The sequence below is a fragment of the Glutamicibacter sp. FR1 genome (assembly GCF_047300825.1).
GTDB classification, from domain to species: domain Bacteria; phylum Actinomycetota; class Actinomycetes; order Actinomycetales; family Micrococcaceae; genus Glutamicibacter; species Glutamicibacter nicotianae.
Map to the genome: position 1 here is coordinate 2,390,979 of NZ_CP178602.1, position 16,057 is coordinate 2,407,035.

Below are 16,057 nucleotides of genomic sequence, written 5' to 3' on the forward strand. Positions count from 1 at the left end.
AGCTAAGACATAAGTAATTTTGAGTGCTGCGCCACGATTATTCCCATCGATGGGGATTGAACCGGTAGGATTTTTCTCATGTGCGGAATTGTTGGATATGCAGGAACCTCGAGCCAGATCGCCGATCACGGCGCCCTCGACGTTCTAATTGAAGGTTTGCGTCGGTTGGAATACCGTGGCTACGACTCGGCTGGAGTCGCGGTAGTTGCCGACGGTGCCATTCATTCTCGGAAGAAGGCCGGCAAGCTGGTCAACCTTGAAAATGAGATTGCCGAGTCTCCTTTGCCTCAGTCGATGACCGGCATTGGGCATACCCGTTGGGCAACCCACGGTGGGCCGAGCGATCAGAACGCTCACCCTCACCTGGCCGATGGTGGCAAGCTTGCCATGATCCACAACGGAATCATTGAGAACTTCGCCGGCATCAAGGCCGGTTTGGCAGCGGAGGGCGTTGAGTTCCTCTCAGATACCGATACCGAGGTTGCCGCAGCTCTCCTGGGCAAGCTCTACAGCACCGAGGCAGCGGGCGATTTGACCCGCGCCATGCAGCTTGCTGTTCAGCAGCTCGAAGGTGCTTTCACCCTCTTGGCCGTTCACCAGGACCACCCAGGCGTTGTCGTCGCGGCCCGCCGCAATTCCCCTCTCGTTCTGGGCCTGGGCGAGGGCGAGAACTTCCTGGGTTCGGATGTCTCCGGCTTCATCGACTTCACCCGTCGTGCCGTCGAGCTGGGTCAGGACCAGATCGTCACCATCACCCCGGATACCCACTCCATCACCGATTTCGACGGCAACCCTGCCGAAGGCAAGGAATTCACCGTTGACTGGGACGCCGCCAGCGCTGAAAAGGGCGGGTTCCCATCCTTCATGGAGAAGGAAATCTTCGACCAGCCGGCAGCTGTTGCCGATACCTTGCTGGGCCGCTCGGACGCCGATGGCCGCCTGACCCTGGACGAACTGCGAATCGCTCCGGAAGAGCTGGCTGCCATCTCCAAGATCGTGGTTCTTGCTTGCGGCACTTCGGCCTACGCCGGCTCGGTTGCCAAGTACGCGATCGAGTCCTGGTGCCGTATCCCGGTCGAGGTCGAGCTCTCCCACGAGTTCCGCTACCGCGAGCCAATCGTTGACGACAAGACCCTGATCGTATCGATCTCCCAGTCCGGCGAAACCATGGACACCTTGATGGCCGTGCGTTACGCCAAGGAGCAGGGCGCCAAGACCATGTCGATCTGCAATACCAACGGATCGACCATCCCGCGCGAGTCGGACGCGGTGCTGTACACCCACGCTGGTCCAGAAATCGCAGTGGCTTCCACCAAGGCATTCCTGGCGCAGATCACCGCGACCTACCTGCTGGGACTGTACCTGGCGCAGTTGCGCGGCAACCTGTTCCAGGGCCAGATCAAGGACATCCTTGCCGACCTGGGCAAGATCCCTTCCAAGATCCAGGACATCCTGGACCGTGCGGACGAGATCAAGGATCTGGCACGCAACATGTCGGAAGCCAACTCCGTGCTGTTCCTGGGCCGCCATGTCGGCTACCCGGTGGCAATGGAAGGCGCCTTGAAGCTCAAGGAAATCGCCTACATCCACGCCGAAGGCTTCGCCGCCGGCGAGCTGAAGCACGGTCCTATCGCGCTGATCGACGATGGCCAGCCGGTGTTCGTGGTAGTTCCTTCCACTCGTGGCCGCGACTCGCTGCACTCCAAGGTTGTCTCCAATATCCAGGAAGTCCGCGCCCGTGGCGCCAAGACCCTGGTTATTGCCGAAGACGGAGATTCCGCCGTCAAGGACTTCTCCGAGTGGGTCTTCTACGTACCTGAAACCCCAACACTGCTGATGCCGCTGCTGGCCACTGTGCCACTGCAGATCTTCGCTTGCGAGCTGGCATCCGCGAAGGGCTTCGACGTTGACCAGCCACGTAACCTGGCCAAGTCGGTGACCGTGGAGTAATCCACCCAGTATCAAGTAGATGCGGCGTCCTCTTAGAGGACGCCGCATTTTTATTTACGGCTCTTTGGAAAAGTGGTCGACAGTCGAGAGTTCTTGTTCATTCGGCCTTTTCCAAACTTCACAAATGCTCTCGACCAATGATGCCGAACGGGCTGTAATATCGTTCTCGTTCCAGCCCTCTACATGATTAGAGAGTATCTTCTTATTCAAAACCAGCAGACTATATTCATCCAAAAGGCTGTGCTTTCCAGTACCCGGCGCTCCACCGTCCCTCATGCCTTTCGCTTCTTGATCGGTCCAAGGACGGTTAGATAAGGAACCATTCAACGATTTCGTAATTAGAGTTAGGTTTCCAAGAGAATTGACGAGCACATCTCGTTGTTGTGCACGCTCCAGTTCCATTTTCGGGTCAGTGTCCCAATGAGTACGCCAGCCTCGTGGCATTAAGTGCTCAATTTCGAGTTTTTCTGGCAGACTAATGGCTTCGTATTTCGAGTTTTGCGTCCTAAGGTGCTGCTCAATAGCAATGAAAATAACACGCAGACGGTCCTGCCGGATAAAACCATAAACACGTTGAGTTGAGAGAACTGATTGCATCTCAGAATCAACTGGCCACCTTCTCGTTTCAGACGTTTGGTTGGCGAGGAACTCGACCAGCTTGTCGCCCACTTCATCTTTGCTACAGGATTCCAGCATCTTGAGAATTACAATGGCAAACTTATTCATATCCTTAGAAGTCAACCGAAGTAGCATACGTCGGATCGCCCAACTTTCCAGCGCCTCCAACGCGATGCGACGTTGCTCGGCGGGTACAGCGTGGTTCGCCGATAGCATCCAGAGGAAAACCGGAGTAGTTGCGGCCATATCCAGACGATCAATCACGCGAACGTAGAACTGACCTTCCGGAGTGCTTTTTTCAAGTATCGAGAACTCGTGGAACGTATCAGCATCTTTCCGAAGTTCGTTCAGCAAACGCTCTGCGTCAGTCGCGGTCCGCATAAACGGCTCTGCGTATTCTTTAAATGCGCGGAAAACCTGATCTGCTTTAAATTCATCTTGCATGCGCATGGTCATCCAATAATGCAAGAAGATATCGACCCTAGAACGTGTGAGTCGGCCCTGGCGGACCTCAGATCGCCACCATTCTCCGTCGAATTCGGCCCAAAGGTCGTCGGCCCACCTAGTTACGTCGGCCTGAATTTGCTCGCCTTTCCGGAAAACCCAGTTCTTGATTAGGTCTGCTTTGAGCAGCGGAGTGCCGCGATCATTCAGTGTCTCAAAAATAAGCTGAGAATCATCGTGCCCGGTTAGATCTATCGCGACCAGGAGCAATCTGTCTTGAAGCGTTGAGCTCAAGGCTTCAACTCGTAAGGATTCGTCTCCAGGCGGGACGATCCCATCTTCATTTGAAGTCCCAAGGATCCAATCTTTGGCTTCATTGTGAAAGAACTTGTGCGCTTCGACGATTCTGTGCTCGACGCTGTCATCCGACGCAGGATCCATAGCAAATTCAAATGCTTTGCGGTCAGTCTGAGAAGGCCACAACTTAAATCTCTCCCGCTTACCTTTGAACCGCGCCGCGCCATTGATTATCAGCTCTTCCAAGGATTCAGCCTGATCAATGTGTCCGCGATGCTCTAGGACGACGTGCACAGCATCAAGAAGGATCTGGATTGTGGTCATTCGTTGCTGACCATCAATGACATCGTGGCGAGTAACATCGCCTGCAATCGGCTTTTTTGACTCGTAAACTACAGCACCCATGAAGTGTTGGATTTCAGGCTCCGCCTCGGAATCTGCCTGTTTCACTGCGATGTAGGTTTCTGCAACCTTTCGAACATCGTCCCATAAAGGTGCCCATTGATCTTCTTCCGTCCATACGTAAGGACGCTGAAAAGCCGGGATTTCGTAGTGCTCTTTTCCTTCAAAAAGGTCGCGTGGGCTGCGTGTGTGAGTTTCCATCAGGCGCTTTCATCAGATTCGGTTCTTTCTCCAAGATCAATAAAACATCACACCACCGACAATCTGAATTATTTCCCTACTAGTCTGTAATTTTTTTGCCTTGCAGGCACTGGATAAACTGATAGGCATGATTGCAGGTATTGGAGTGGACATCGTTGATGTGCCACGTTTCGGTCGTCAGCTCGAGAAGACTCCACGGTTGCGCGACCGGCTCTTCACCGAAGAAGAACGGGACCTGCCCCTGCGTTCTCTTGCAGCCCGTTTCGCAGCCAAGGAAGCAATCGCCAAAGCACTGGGCGCTCCTGCCGGGATGAACTGGCAGGACTGCACCATCCGCAAGGACGAAGCCGGTGATCCCCAGATTCACAACACCGGCTCAGTGGCCGCAGCCAGCGAGCTGCGCGGCATCAAATCCTGGCACCTGACCATGTCCCACGATGGCGACATGGCGATCGCAATGGTGGTTGCCGAACGCTGAGCACCAACGCTACGACGAAAGAATAACGACACGTATCTCATTAAGTAGGGCATCGCACAGAAGCCTTGAGTATTGTTTGTCTTATGATTCCTGTCTACAGTGTTGCGCAAATTCGTGCGGTTGAAGCCCAGGAGAAATCCAAGCGGGGCGAGACCAGCTTAATGAAGCAAGCCGCCGCCCATTTAGCTTCAACGGCTGTCGCCATGCTGGCCGAAGGACACAGCACCGAACCGGCGTTCGTGGTCGGACTGATCGGCCCGGGCAACAACGGTGGCGATGGCTTGTATGCACTGGCTGAGCTTCAGCAGCAGAAGATTTCCACGCTGGCTCTACAATGCCACGAGCAGATTAACGCAGAGGCTGCTGCAGCGTATCAAGCCGCCGGCGGCACCATGCTGGATCTGTCAGATGGCGACGGAGAACTGGCGAATGCCTCGCTCGTTATCGACGCCATCTATGGTCTTGGATATCGAGCCGGTTCCGACGTGCCGTCGGTTCCGGCTGGTGTACGGGTGCTAGCGTGCGATGTTCCTTCAGGGTTGGACCCTGAAACCGGCGTTGCGCAGGACTCGGTTCTCCGCGCTGAACGCACGGTGACTTTCGGCGCCATGAAGGCCGGCCTGCTGTCCGTGGATGGACCGCTGGTTACCGGCGAGATCACCGTGGCTGATCTGGAATTCGACTTTTCTTCCGTCCAGCCCGGCACCCAGCTAGTGGACGAGCAGGCTGCCCGCGAGCTGCTGGACCAGCACCGCTCCTGGCGGGATGCCGGACGCCACAAATACCAGCGTGGAGTCCTTGGCCTCATCGCAGGTTCCGACCTGTATCCCGGAGCTGCCCAGCTGACCGCCAAGGCCGCCGTGGCTTGCGGGGTCGGGCTGCTTCGCACCCACGTACCCGATTCCATCCAGCCGCTTATGGCAGTCTCCGTGCCGGAGTCCGTGCCGTTGGATGATGAGCAGATCAAGGAAGCGCTGTCATTCTCGCGCCGCCAGATCCACGGCAAGAGCGCCAAGATCAAGGCGTGGGCTATTGGTCCGGGCTTGGATGGACGCACTCCCCCGACTGGTGCCATCGCTGATGTCTTCGCCAGCCCCCAGCCAGCTGTCATCGACGCATCCGGCCTGGATGTGGTTCCTGCCGGGCCCAGCGAGCAGCCCCGCGTGCTGACGCCCCACGCCAAGGAATTGCGCATGATGCTTGGCCGCGCGGGCGTGAAGATCACCCCTGATGAGCTTTCCCAGGACCCGATTCGCTGGACCCGTTGGGCCGCCTTGGCTTACAACGCTGTAGTCCTGCTCAAGGGCCCGACCAGCTACATTGTTGCGCCTAATGGCGACAGCCTGATGGTGAGCCACTCGGCACCAGAATTGGCCACTGCGGGCAGCGGAGATGTCTTGACCGGCATCCTCGGCTACATGCTCTCCGACAGCTCGCTGACGGGCACCGAAGGCCTGCGAACCGTGCCCAACCGCCGCATGATGGAGTTGACTGCGTGCGCGGCGTACATCCACGGCCATCTGGGCCGGGTGACCGCCACGGACGGCACCGTGAATGCTTCTCGCCTGATCGATAATCTTCCCAAGGTCATGAAGCAGTTCGGCTTCTAGCCTGCGTATGCAACACGTAGAAGGGGCGGTTCTCCTAATGCGGAGAACCGCCTCTTCCATGTCCGGCTACACCGTTCAGGCCTGCGCCGGAATCGAGGTGGTCGCCGGAGCCATGTTGCCCAGCTCGAAGTACTCTCCCGGGCCGGTGATGGTCCAGCCCTGCTTCCGCCATTCTGGGCGGTCCAGGACATTGCGACCGTCGATTAGCTGCTTGCTTGCAACCACGTCGGCAAGGTCGGACGGGTTCATTTCCCGGAACTCGTTCCATTCGGTCAGCACCAAGGTCAAATCTGCCTTCTGCGCGGCCTCCTTGCAGGAGTCCACATAGTTCAAGCGCGGGAAGCGCCGGGCAGCGTTGGCGTTGCCTTCTGGGTCGTAGACCGAGACTTCAGCGCCTTCGTTGTACAGGCGTACGGCGATATCCAGGGCTGGAGAGTCGCGCACGTCGTCGCTGTCCGGCTTGAAGGTCACGCCGAGTACGCACACTTGCTTGCCTGCCAGCTCGTTGCCGAGCATGTGCGAGGCGAGCGAGACCACGCGGTCACGGCGGCGCAGATTGATCTGGTCGACTTCTGCCAAGAAGCCCATGGTCTGGCTCAACCCAAGCTCGCTGACCCGGGCTTGGAGCGCGCGGATGTCCTTCGGCAGGCATCCACCGCCAAACCCCACCCCGGCGTTCAGGAAGCGGCGTCCAATGCGCTTATCGTGCCCAATGGCGTCGGCGAGGACCTTGATGTCGCCACCCACGGTCTCCGTGACTTCGGCAAAAGCATTGATGAAGGAAATCTTGGTAGCCAGGAAGGCGTTGGCCGCGACCTTGACCAGTTCCGCGGTTTCCAGATCCGTGGCGATCTCCGGCGTGTCCAAGGCGAGGATCGGAGCATAGACTTTGCGTAGCAGTTCCAGGCCTCGCCCATCCTGCAATCCATAGACCAGCCGGTCGGGGCGCAGGGTGTCCTGGACAGCAAAACCCTCACGCAGGAATTCTGGATTCCAGGCCAGCGCTATGTCGCTTCCCGGCTTGGCAGATTGGGCAATCTTCTCGCTCAGCCGTCGTGCGGTGCCTACCGGGACGGTGGACTTGCCGACAATCAGCGCTTCGCCGGTGATGTGCTCCAGCAGGGAGTCCACGGAACCATCGACGTAGGACATGTCTGCGGACTGCGAATCAGCACGCTGCGGCGTTCCCACGGTGATGAAGTGGATATTCGCGCCGGCAGCGACTTCTGCGTAACTGTCGGTGAACCGCAGGCGCCCGGAGGCCACGTGCTTGCGCAGCAGCTCGGGCAGGCCCGGCTCGTGGAAAGGCAGAACACCAGCGGCCAAGGCTTCGAGCTTGGCCGTGTCCACGTCCAGTCCAATGACTTCATAGCCCAGTTCAGCCATGCAGGCGGCATGGGTTGCACCGAGGTAGCCGGTGCCGATCACGCTGATGCGTAGAGTCACGAAAGTCCTTCTCTCCGAGAACGCGAACCCAGATCGGTTCCTACTAGTTAGCATGCCACACCCCCGCAACGTGTTCCGGCATGGAACGCACTGCGGGGGTGTGAGTTTTCTTGATATTTACGTAGTGGTTGCTGGGCAGTTGCAGAGCCTAGAGGGACAGGTGCTCCTTGACCGACTCGGCCAGGGTTTCAGCTTCTGTCTGGGCCTGGTCGTGGGTAGCCGCCTCAACCATGACGCGGACTACAGGCTCGGTACCCGAAGGGCGCAGCAGCACTCGACCGGTGGTGCCCAAGCGGGCCTCGGCGGCGGCAACAGCGTCCTGCAGCGGATCGCAGTCCGGAACTCCGGCCTTGTCGACGCCGCGTACATTGATCAGGACCTGCGGCAGGACTGTCAGCACAGCAGCAAGTTCCTTCAAGGTCTTGCCGGTAGCCTTCACACGAGCCGCGATCATCAGGCCGGTCAGGACACCGTCGCCGGTGGTGGCGTGCTTGGAGAAGATCACGTGGCCGGACTGCTCGCCGCCCAGGGAGAAGTCGCCTTCACGCATGCCTTCGAGCACGTAGCGGTCACCCACGCCGGTCTGCTTGACGGTGATGCCTGCAGCTTCCATGGCCAGGGTCAGGCCGAGGTTGCTCATCACGGTGGCAACGAGGGTGTTGTCCTTCAGCTCGCCGCGGTCCTTCATGTCCAGTGCCATGATGGCCATGATCTGGTCGCCGTCAACGATCGTGCCTTCATGGTCAACGGCCAGGCAGCGGTCGGCGTCGCCGTCGTGGGCGATGCCCAAGTCCGCTCCGTGCTCCAGCACAGCGGCCTGCAGCTTCTCCAGGTGGGTGGAGCCGTAGCCGTCATTGATGTTGATGCCATCCGGATCTGCGCCGATGACGATGGTTTCGGCGCCGGCAGCCTTGAAGACCTCCGGGGAGCATCCCGAAGCAGCGCCGTGGGCGCAGTCCAGGACTACCTTCAAGCCGTCGAGCCGGTTAGGCAGTGCCTGCAGCAGGTGCATGATGTAGCGGTCTTCAGCGTCGGCGAAACGCGAGACACGTCCTACTTCGCCGCCGGTTGGGCGTGGCTTTGGCATCTTCAAGCAGGCTTCGATGGCGTCTTCCAACGCATCGTCCAGCTTCTTGCCGCCACGGGCCAAGAACTTAATACCGTTATCCGGAGCCGCGTTGTGCGAGGCGGAAATCATGACGCCGAAGTCAGCGTTCAAGTCCCCTACCAGGAATGCCGCCGCGGGAGTGGGCAGCGTGCCGGCATCCATCACGTCGACGCCGGAGGCAGCCAGGCCGGCCTCGATTGCGGCGGACAGGAAGTCACCGCTGATGCGCGGATCCTTGGCAACCACTGCGACTGGCTTGTAGCCGTCCTCTGGTTGGCTCAAGCCCAGCACCACGGATGCCGCCTGCGCCAGTTCCAGCGCGAGCTCGGGAGTTAACAGTTCGTTTGCTTTTCCTCGGACCCCATCGGTCCCAAATAACCTTGCCATCGCATTCAATCATATGCCCTCTGCATTGATTTAAATGGCTCAAAGCCCCGGAATTACAGTGATATGAGAAAAGTTTAATAGCATTTTGCGTTCCTCGGCGTTAAATGCCCAAGGGCCCTGACATCCTTTGCAGGATGACAGGGCCCTCGGAAAGACCTTGAAGTAAGGTTTAGCGCTTCGAGAACTGCGAAGCCTTGCGTGCCTTCTTCAGACCAGCCTTCTTACGCTCGATGACGCGTGCGTCACGGGTCAGGTAACCGGCCTTCTTCAGGGTGGCGCGGTTAGCGTCGCGGTCGATCTCGTTCAGGGCGCGGGCGATGCCCAGGCGCAGTGCGCCAGCCTGACCGGAGATGCCGCCGCCGTTGATGCGTGCGATAACGTCGTATGCGCCTTCCAGACCCAGAACCTTGAATGGTTCGTTAACATCCTGCTGGTGCAGCTTGTTTGGGAAGAAGTTGTCCAGCTCGCGACCGTTTACGGTCCACTTGCCGGAGCCTGGTACCAGGCGAACGCGGGCGATAGCCTGCTTGCGACGGCCAACAGCTGCACCTGGCACGGTCAGCGGAGCGCGTTCGGTGTCAGCAACAACAGTCGAAGCTGCGGTCTCGGTAGTGTAGGTCGAAGGGGTCTCACCCTCGAATTCAGTGGTTTCTTCAGCGTTCTGAGCCACGATAATCTCCTATTAAGTATTTCTTCTCGGGGCCAGGACTACTGAGCGACCTGGGTGATTTCCAGTGCCTTCGGCGACTGAGCAGCGTGTGGGTGCTCTGCGCCGCGGTATACCTTCAGCTTCGACAGCTGGGCATCCGAAAGCTTGTTCTTAGGCAGCATGCCTTTGATAGCCTTCTCAACAGCCAGTACTGGGTTCTTTTCCAGCAGGTCTGCGTAGTTGATGCTCTTCAGGCCACCTGGGAAACCGGAGTGGCGGTAAGCGCGCTTGTTCAGCAGCTTCTTACCGGTCAGTGCAACCTTGTCTGCATTGATGATGATGACATGGTCGCCCATGTCCATGTGTGCAGCATAGGTTGGCTTGTGCTTGCCGCGCAGCAGGGTTGCGGCCTGGACGGCGAGACGGCCGAGCACTACGTCGGTGGCGTCAATGACATACCACTGACGAGTCTGGTCAGCCGGCTTTGGGGTGTACGTACGCACAGTAATTGCCTTACGTTGATTCGTTTCTGGTCAAACAGTCGCTTGGCTGAAGGCGGTGAGATCCCCCAGTGACAGGCACTGTCGTGTTGTTCTTGTGTTTAGACCAGTACGTCAGGTGAGGACTGATGATAACCGGCCGTCCATATGCTGTTCGCACACCCAGCAGACCAGCGACTATGCAACTAAGCCGTCACGCTTGGGCGTGTAGTGTCGAACGTGGACATACACAACTCATAAAAGTTTAGCGGATTAAAGTGTTTCCGGCCAAAAAAGGATGTATGCCGTGAGCAACAACACCCTTAAGATTCCGGGGCTCAACGCCAATCAGCCTTCCGAGCGGGCCGTATCTACTTCATCATCGGTGCGCAGCGCGCGGGTCCTAAGTGCCCGCTCTGCCAGCTCTCCCGCTTCCGGATAATAGACCTCTTCGAGAACCAGCGCCCGCGGGTGCGAAAGCTTGGTCTTCGAGTCACGGACCATCTGCTCCAGCCGCTGGGCCAAGAAGCCCGGCTGCTCACGCCCGTCCCCCACCATCATTGCAGCGCCAATCAGCGCACGGACCATATTGTGGCAGAAGGCATCGGCTTTCAGGTGCGCCAGCACCAGGCCGTCGGCACCGCGGGTGAAGGAGAATTCCTGCAAGGTGCGAATGGTCGTGGCGTGCGGACGAGGCTTGCAGTAGGACAAGAAGTCATGGCGGCCCAGCACGCTTTGCGCCTCGCGATTCATGGCCTCGACATCGAGCTCTTCGCGGTGCCATGCGGTCAGGTGTCGGGTCAGCGGATCCCAGCGCTGCTGGCCATCGGCGATCCGGTAGGAATAGCGGCGGGCCAGCGCCGAGAACCGGGCGTCGAAGCCTTCTGGAGCACGCTCGGCTTCATGGACCCACACGGCACCCTCTTGGCGGCCAAGAATGCCATTGATGCGGCGTACGAGCGCTGGGCCGGGAGCCAGGGGCGCCTTGCGCGGCAGACCCGCGTATTCGTCATCGGTCAGGTCGAAATGCACCACCTGGTGACGCGCATGCACGCCTGCGTCGGTGCGGCCCGCGACAACCACTCGCACACGGCGGCGCACCAGCATTTCCAATGCTTCCTCAACCAGCTGCTGCACGCCTAGGACATTGGGCTGGCGTGCCCAACCGCTGTAGGCGGCGCCGTCGTATCCGAGGACCATGCGCATCCGGAGCCACGCTGGTGCGGCAGTGGCCCCCAATGCGTTGGTGCCCATGGGATCGATGCTCTCTGGCTGGATACTCATGCATTCAATTATGCGTAAGGACCTGCGCAACCGTCGAATCAACGGCCGCCTTACGGCCGGTTATCCACAGGCGCAAAAACGCAACTCTCCCCGGAGGTAGCCTGTGTGCATCCAACGTCCTGCCACTTAGGCGGCAAGGCCATCATCACCGTTCTAAGGACTTCCCATGCGAAGGACTACCGCAAGCATCATTGCAGCATCAACCGCCATTGGGCTTTGCTTGAGTGGCTGCAGTTCCGGCCAGCTGAACACCGAGCAGTCATGCAACCTGCTTAATGAAATGGCTATCGAGCAATCGATCGGGGACAAGTGGGGGCTGGCATATATGGGCGTTATTGAGCAAGACACGCAACCTGTCGTAGATGCCATGGAAGCCACCATCGGCATCTACCAAGAAGTTTCCGAGCAGACCAGAAATGGGAAACTGCGCACTGCATTGGACTCAGAAATCAGCAGGGTCCAGGACTTCGTCGACCTCATTGAGGGCCGCACTTTCGATGATCCAACGTTCGAGGCAGACCTTGAAGCGGCCGCGGTCGATCTGACAGACCAATATTCGGACTATGTGGATCAGGCCTGCGCGATTTCCGGTGAGGAATCCGGCACGGTCGAGCCGTAAAAGCGTTTCGTCCGCAGACCCAAGCACGTCAGGCACCGCGTGCAGTAAATCCTGACTATAGAATAATCAAGTAGTCCTCAATGGCTACCCTGCTAGACCAGCGGTTCACCATCTAAGGATCTCCATGTTGAAAAAGTTCGCGGCACCTGCAGCTGCGCTCGCGATTGCTTCCCTCATGCTCACTGGTTGCGGTGATGGAAAAATGTCCACAGAGGACACCTGCGCTTTCATTAACGACCAGGTAGCCGAACGCGAGCTGCAGAAGAAGGCAGATGATTCCAGCGCAAAACTCATGGCGGGCGATACTTCAGCATACGTCGAGGTCATGCACGAGTTCGATGCCATCTTGGGTGAAGCCGCTGAGAAAACCAAAGACAACAAGCTTGCTGCGTCGTTGAACGCAGCTGCCGGGCAGAACAAGGAAATGGCAGACTTGTTGGCTGAAGCAGACGGCAGCAATATGATGGAGATTTCGCAAAAAGTCGCCGAGCTCGACACTGCCGAAGCCTCGGAGGCTACTGAATACCTGAATACGGCCTGCCCAGACATGGATTCGTTCAGCTAGGAAATTCCACGTTGCGGATGCTCGTGACCCGCCATCTGACGGGCACGCGCTCCGGCAAGCATCGCTGAACAGGCTTAAACAAAAGATTCCCGTTGGCTCCTTGCGGATCCAACGGGACTCTTTTTGCCCTTGCAGGCGAGGGAGCTTCAGCTCGAAGAAGCTTAGGCCTCTTCGGTCTCAGCGGCCTTCTCGGCAGCCTGGGTGGCTTCCTTGACGACAGCCTGCTTTGGCGAAACTGGCTCCATCACGAGCTCGATAACAGCCATAGGAGCGTTGTCGCCCTTGCGGTTGCCGATCTTGGTGATGCGGGTGTAGCCACCCTCGCGGTTTGCCATTGCTGGTGCGATGTTCTCGAACAGTTCGTGAACGATCGACTTGTTGGTGCGCGAACGCGAAGCGATGACGGCCTGGACGCGGCGACGCGAAGCCAGGTCACCGCGCTTTGCGAAGGTGATCAGGCGCTCTGCGTGTGGACGCAGACGCTTGGCACGGGTCAGAGTGGTGGTGATCTTCTTGTTCTCGAAGAGCTGTGCCGACATGTTAGCGAAAATCAATCGCTCATGTGCTGCACTGCCGCCGAGACGCGGACCCTTGGTAGGGGTAGGCATGGTAGTTCTCCTAGATGAATAACCCGTACTGGACGAATCTGTCGTCCAGTCGGATGAAGTAGTGTGTCGCTTGACGCGGGTCTTACAGACCTTCGTCGTATTCGTCGCCATCGTCGATGGCGCTACGAGCGGCCAGATCGAAGCCTGGAGGGGAATCCTTCAGGGCCAGACCCAGTTCAACCAGCTTGGCCTTGACTTCGTCAATGGACTTTGCGCCGAAGTTGCGGATGTCCATCAAGTCGGCCTCGGAGCGGGTAACGAGTTCACCCACGGAGTGGATGCCCTCACGCTTCAAGCAGTTGTACGAACGAACGGTGAGTTCCAGATCCTCGATCGGCAGCGCCATGTCAGCAGCCATGGCTGCATCGGTTGGCGATGGACCGATTTCGATACCTTCAGCCTGAGTGTTCAGTTCGCGGAACAAACCGAACAGCTCAACCAGGGTGGTACCTGCGGATGCAACTGCATCGCGCGGGGTGATCGATTCCTTGGTCTCCACGTCAACGATCAGGCGATCGAAGTCGGTGCGCTGCTCAACACGGGTTGCTTCCACGCGGAAGGTCACCTTCAGAACTGGGGAGTAGATCGAATCAACTGGGATTCGGCCAATCTCGCCATCAATGTTCTTGTTCTGAGCGGCAGACACGTAGCCACGGCCGCGCTCAATGGTCAGTTCCATGTCGAACTTGCCATTGGCGTTGAGGGTGGCGATGTGCAGATCAGGGTTGTGGAACTCCACACCTGCTGGAGGGGTGATGTCCGCTGCAGTAACGATGCCAGGGCCCTGCTTGCGCAGGTAGGCAACGACTGGCTCGTCGTGCTCGGAAGACACCGACAGGTTCTTGATGTTCAAGACCAGTTCGGTGACGTCTTCCTTGACACCGGCTACGGTGGTGAACTCGTGCAGTACACCGTCAATTCGAATGCTGGTGACGGAAGCACCAGGAATCGAAGAGAGCAGGGTACGGCGGAGCGAGTTACCAAGGGTGTAGCCAAAGCCTGGCTCCAGTGGTTCGATAACGAACCGGGAGCGGTTTTCGGCAACTACTTCTTCGGTCAGGGTTGGGCGCTGCGTAATGAGCACTTACATTTCCTTTCAGCGAGCGTCCGCTATATGACGCCTCACGGGGGTGGAAACGACGGTAGCCTGAGGTGGCCGTTCGTCTTTTGCAGGCTAATAAGTCCAAGATAGTCACCGGAGCACCAACGAGTGAATGCTTCGGTGACTTCTTAGGCTAAGCCTAGCGAATCAATTAGACGCGGCGACGCTTCGATGGGCGGCAACCGTTGTGAGCGCTTGGGGAAACATCCTGGATGGATCCAACCTCAAGGCCAGCAGCCTGCAGCGAACGGATCGCGGTTTCGCGTCCCGAGCCTGGGCCCTTGACGAAAACGTCAACCTTGCGCATGCCATGCTCCTGAGCGCGCTTTGCAGCGGACTCGGCAGCCATCTGGGCAGCGTATGGGGTCGACTTGCGCGAACCCTTCATGCCTACCTCGCCGGCCGAAGCCCACGAGATCACAGCGCCAGTCGGATCGGTGATCGATACGATGGTGTTGTTGAAGGTGCTCTTGATATGCGCCTGTCCCTGCGCAATATTCTTTTTGTCCTTGCGACGCGGCTTACGTACCGCTCCACGAGTCTTTGGGGGCATTTCTTCTCCTACGAAAAAAGTATTTGAACTAGATCGCTAAGATTTAGCGAGTCTTCTTCTTACCGGCGACGGTACGCTTCGGGCCCTTGCGGGTACGTGCGTTGGTCTTGGTGCGCTGACCGCGGACCGGCAGGCCCTTACGGTGACGAATACCTTCGTAGGATCCGATCTCTACCTTGCGGCGAATGTCGGCCTGAACCTCGCGGCGCAGGTCACCTTCTACCTTGTAGGTGCCTTCGACGAAGTCGCGCAGCTGCACGAGCTGGTCATCGCTGAGATCCTTGACGCGAGTGTCCGGGTTGATACCGGTCGCTGCGATGGTCTCTTCTGCACGGGTCTTGCCCACGCCGTAGATGTAAGTCAGCGCGATGATTACGCGCTTCTCGCGTGGAATATCCACGCCTGCTAAACGAGCCAAGTGGCTACCTTTCAACGAACGGAGGTCTGGAGCAGCATCTTCCGTGATTGCTCACGGCCCCGGCCTCCGAATCCGGGGGTGCACCAGAACTTCCGTCCTGGCTGATACTGCCTAATTGACTACGCGTGGGAATCCCGTAAGAACGGAATTAGCCCTGACGCTGCTTGTGGCGTGGGTTCTCGCAGATCACCATGACCACGCCGTTACGACGGATCACCTTGCACTTGTCGCAGATCGGCTTCACGCTAGGGTTAACCTTCAAGGCTTTGTCCTTTTGCGGTTGCAGTTAAATGTGGAGCAGTAAATAGCTTCGCCCAAGAACAATCATCCAGCGGTTGTTGCGCATGACTGCGCTTTGGCCTGCTGGGAATGTCTTGGGTTGTGCAGATTTACTTGTAGCGGTAGACGATGCGACCTCGGTTGAGGTCGTATGGGCTCATTTCAACCTGCACTCGGTCCTCTGGGAGGATTCGAATGTAGTGCTGACGCATCTTACCCGAGATAGTGGCGAGCACTACGTGTCCATTTGGCAGCTCCACGCGGAACATCGCGTTCGGCAGTGCCTCCGAGACGGTACCCTCTACCTGGATGACGCCTTCCTTCTTGCCCATTTTCCCCGCTAACTTTTTTTGTTGGCATTTTCCACCAACAAGTAATTGGTTCCGGCTCTTGATCGCTGTACCGAAAACCTAAGGGTTTTAGGCGCAATTAAATCAAGAACCAACAAACAACGATACGGCATTAGTTCTCGCAGTGCCAATCGTTCATCGATATTTAAAATGTTAGATCCAGCACGCCACAAGGCAGTAGCGTACTGGATCCCATGGTTTCCGGTGTGG

At 57.9% G+C, this 16,057-nt stretch carries 16 protein-coding genes and 1 pseudogene; 5 read left to right on the top strand and 12 right to left on the bottom strand.

Annotated features, from left to right (window positions below; all coding sequences use genetic code 11):
- The first annotated feature begins 78 nt into the window (after positions 1-78).
- On the top strand, positions 79-1,950 hold the full coding sequence (gene glmS, locus ACLQ8T_RS11510; RefSeq protein ID WP_204722616.1) for a glutamine--fructose-6-phosphate transaminase (isomerizing): 1,872 nt from the start codon (positions 79-81) through the stop codon (positions 1,948-1,950).
- Between the two features lie 54 nt (positions 1,951-2,004).
- Here the strand turns inward: glmS and ACLQ8T_RS11515 are convergent, their stop codons facing one another.
- Complete coding sequence (locus ACLQ8T_RS11515) at positions 2,005-3,912, bottom strand: DUF262 domain-containing protein (RefSeq protein WP_413454711.1); 1,908 nt, start codon at positions 3,910-3,912, stop codon at positions 2,005-2,007.
- Between the two features lie 127 nt (positions 3,913-4,039).
- Between ACLQ8T_RS11515 and ACLQ8T_RS11520 the strand changes: the two genes are divergently transcribed.
- The gene (locus ACLQ8T_RS11520) at positions 4,040-4,390 is read left to right on the top strand and encodes a holo-ACP synthase (RefSeq protein ID WP_066140694.1); all 351 of its coding nucleotides are present in this window, start codon (positions 4,040-4,042) and stop codon (positions 4,388-4,390) included.
- A 161-nt stretch (positions 4,391-4,551) separates the two neighbouring features.
- Positions 4,552-6,000 (top strand): NAD(P)H-hydrate dehydratase, encoded by a 1,449-nt coding sequence (locus ACLQ8T_RS11525; RefSeq protein ID WP_413454712.1) that lies wholly within the window; start codon positions 4,552-4,554, stop codon positions 5,998-6,000.
- Positions 6,001-6,075: 75 nt separating this feature from the next.
- On the opposite strand, the gene ACLQ8T_RS11530 is transcribed toward ACLQ8T_RS11525, so the two are convergent.
- The 5 genes from ACLQ8T_RS11530 to truA form a co-directional block, all read right to left on the bottom strand.
- Entirely contained in the window at positions 6,076-7,446 is a 1,371-nt protein-coding gene (locus ACLQ8T_RS11530; protein ID WP_413454713.1) for a UDP-glucose dehydrogenase family protein, read from the bottom strand.
- 148 nt (positions 7,447-7,594) lie between these two features.
- Positions 7,595-8,941 carry a phosphoglucosamine mutase gene (gene glmM, locus ACLQ8T_RS11535; RefSeq protein WP_204722620.1) on the bottom strand — a complete coding sequence of 449 codons (1,347 nt, stop codon included), beginning with the start codon at positions 8,939-8,941 and terminating at the stop codon, positions 7,595-7,597.
- Between the two features lie 169 nt (positions 8,942-9,110).
- A complete protein-coding gene (rpsI, locus tag ACLQ8T_RS11540; protein ID WP_052253868.1) occupies positions 9,111-9,611 on the bottom strand; it encodes a 30S ribosomal protein S9 in 501 nt (166 codons plus the stop codon).
- Between the two features lie 38 nt (positions 9,612-9,649).
- Positions 9,650-10,093 carry a 50S ribosomal protein L13 gene (gene rplM, locus ACLQ8T_RS11545; protein WP_038992172.1) on the bottom strand — a complete coding sequence of 148 codons (444 nt, stop codon included), beginning with the start codon at positions 10,091-10,093 and terminating at the stop codon, positions 9,650-9,652.
- A 324-nt stretch (positions 10,094-10,417) separates the two neighbouring features.
- Positions 10,418-11,353, bottom strand: a complete 936-nt coding sequence (truA, locus tag ACLQ8T_RS11550; RefSeq protein ID WP_083515551.1) for a tRNA pseudouridine(38-40) synthase TruA — start codon at positions 11,351-11,353, stop codon at positions 10,418-10,420.
- 280 nt (positions 11,354-11,633) lie between these two features.
- Here truA and ACLQ8T_RS11555 point away from each other — a divergent pair, with 280 nt between their 5' ends.
- Positions 11,634-11,972: a hypothetical protein gene (locus tag ACLQ8T_RS11555; protein ID WP_413454714.1), complete on the top strand. Its 339-nt coding sequence runs from the start codon at positions 11,634-11,636 to the stop codon at positions 11,970-11,972.
- A 127-nt stretch (positions 11,973-12,099) separates the two neighbouring features.
- Positions 12,100-12,537, top strand: coding sequence for a hypothetical protein (locus ACLQ8T_RS11560; protein WP_413454715.1), 438 nt, complete (start codon positions 12,100-12,102; stop codon positions 12,535-12,537).
- A gap of 167 nt (positions 12,538-12,704) precedes the next feature.
- On the opposite strand, the pseudogene rplQ reads toward ACLQ8T_RS11560, so the two are convergent.
- The 6 genes and pseudogenes from rplQ to infA form a co-directional block, all read right to left on the bottom strand.
- Positions 12,705-13,145: pseudogene (gene rplQ, locus ACLQ8T_RS11565) on the bottom strand (50S ribosomal protein L17); the annotation flags it as partial.
- An 82-nt stretch (positions 13,146-13,227) separates the two neighbouring features.
- Positions 13,228-14,229, bottom strand: coding sequence for a DNA-directed RNA polymerase subunit alpha (locus tag ACLQ8T_RS11570; protein ID WP_038992178.1), 1,002 nt, complete (start codon positions 14,227-14,229; stop codon positions 13,228-13,230).
- Positions 14,230-14,398: 169 nt separating this feature from the next.
- Positions 14,399-14,800, bottom strand: a complete 402-nt coding sequence (gene rpsK / locus ACLQ8T_RS11575) for a 30S ribosomal protein S11 (protein ID WP_038992179.1) — start codon at positions 14,798-14,800, stop codon at positions 14,399-14,401.
- A gap of 43 nt (positions 14,801-14,843) precedes the next feature.
- Positions 14,844-15,218, bottom strand: a complete 375-nt coding sequence (gene rpsM, locus ACLQ8T_RS11580; RefSeq protein WP_413454716.1) for a 30S ribosomal protein S13 — start codon at positions 15,216-15,218, stop codon at positions 14,844-14,846.
- A gap of 148 nt (positions 15,219-15,366) precedes the next feature.
- The gene (rpmJ, locus tag ACLQ8T_RS11585) at positions 15,367-15,480 is read right to left on the bottom strand and encodes a 50S ribosomal protein L36 (protein ID WP_013349661.1); all 114 of its coding nucleotides are present in this window, start codon (positions 15,478-15,480) and stop codon (positions 15,367-15,369) included.
- 127 nt (positions 15,481-15,607) lie between these two features.
- The gene (gene infA, locus ACLQ8T_RS11590) at positions 15,608-15,829 is read right to left on the bottom strand and encodes a translation initiation factor IF-1 (protein WP_013349662.1); all 222 of its coding nucleotides are present in this window, start codon (positions 15,827-15,829) and stop codon (positions 15,608-15,610) included.
- Between the last annotated feature and the right edge of the window lie 228 nt (positions 15,830-16,057).

Coding starts and splice junctions, on each gene's coding strand:
- glmS (WP_204722616.1), top strand. CDS start 79: ATGTGCGGAATTGTTGGATATGCAGGAACCTCGAGCCAGATCGCCGAT.
- ACLQ8T_RS11515 (WP_413454711.1), bottom strand. CDS start 3,912: ATGGAAACTCACACACGCAGCCCACGCGACCTTTTTGAAGGAAAAGAG.
- ACLQ8T_RS11520 (WP_066140694.1), top strand. CDS start 4,040: ATGATTGCAGGTATTGGAGTGGACATCGTTGATGTGCCACGTTTCGGT.
- ACLQ8T_RS11525 (WP_413454712.1), top strand. CDS start 4,552: ATGAAGCAAGCCGCCGCCCATTTAGCTTCAACGGCTGTCGCCATGCTG.
- glmM (WP_204722620.1), bottom strand. CDS start 8,941: ATGGCAAGGTTATTTGGGACCGATGGGGTCCGAGGAAAAGCAAACGAA.
- truA (WP_083515551.1), bottom strand. CDS start 11,353: ATGAGTATCCAGCCAGAGAGCATCGATCCCATGGGCACCAACGCATTG.
- ACLQ8T_RS11555 (WP_413454714.1), top strand. CDS start 11,634: ATGGCTATCGAGCAATCGATCGGGGACAAGTGGGGGCTGGCATATATG.
- rpsK (WP_038992179.1), bottom strand. CDS start 14,800: ATGCCCCCAAAGACTCGTGGAGCGGTACGTAAGCCGCGTCGCAAGGAC.
- infA (WP_013349662.1), bottom strand. CDS start 15,829: ATGGGCAAGAAGGAAGGCGTCATCCAGGTAGAGGGTACCGTCTCGGAG.